Source organism: Enorma phocaeensis, from assembly GCF_016901575.1.
Lineage (GTDB): Bacteria > Actinomycetota > Coriobacteriia > Coriobacteriales > Coriobacteriaceae > Limicola > Limicola phocaeensis_A.
The window spans coordinates 1-564 of record NZ_JACJKQ010000074.1 but is presented as its reverse complement, the minus strand read 5'-3'; the positions used below and the strand labels follow the sequence as shown (position 1 = coordinate 564).

Annotated in this window: 1 protein-coding gene; it reads right to left on the bottom strand. The window is 65.6% G+C overall.

What is annotated here, in order from left to right; all coding sequences use genetic code 11:
* Positions 1-102: 102 nt before the first annotated feature.
* Positions 103-564 (bottom strand): ATP-binding protein (locus H6A15_RS10235; protein WP_204673650.1); only part of this gene is annotated, 462 nt, incomplete at its 5' end.

The window sequence follows — 564 nt, the reverse complement described above, 5'->3', positions numbered from 1 at the left end:
TGATACCGTCAACCTACTTTTCACCATCTGCGCAAACGAATCGGCGCCGATCGCGCTAACGTACTTTCACCGGTTCCGCCAACGCTTTTCCACCGTTTTCGGCTATTCGGTGCCCCTCCTCTCGCGCGGCAGGTCCTTCAGCCGGTAGGACCTGCCCGTGATCTTGATGACGTGGCAGTGGTGGCAGACGCGGTCCGCGATCGCGCTCGCCGCCACGTCGTCCCCGAACACCTTCCCCCAGCCGCCGATGCCGACGTTGGTGGTGATGATCGTCGAGCGCTGCTCGTAGCGCGTCGAGATGAGTTGGAAGAGCAGGTCGGCCCCGCCCTCGCCTATGTCGAGGTATCCCAGCTCGTCGATGACGAGCAGCTTCGAGTGCGCGTAGTACTTGAGGCGCTTCTTGAGGATCCCGCGGGCCTGCGCGTCCTGGAGGTCCTCGACGAGCCTGGCGCAGTCCATGAACCTCACCTCGCGCCCCGCCCGCACGGCCTCGATGCCGATGGCCACGGCGAGGTGGGTCTTGCCCACGCCCGGGCTGCCGACGAGCAGCACGTTCTCGGCGCG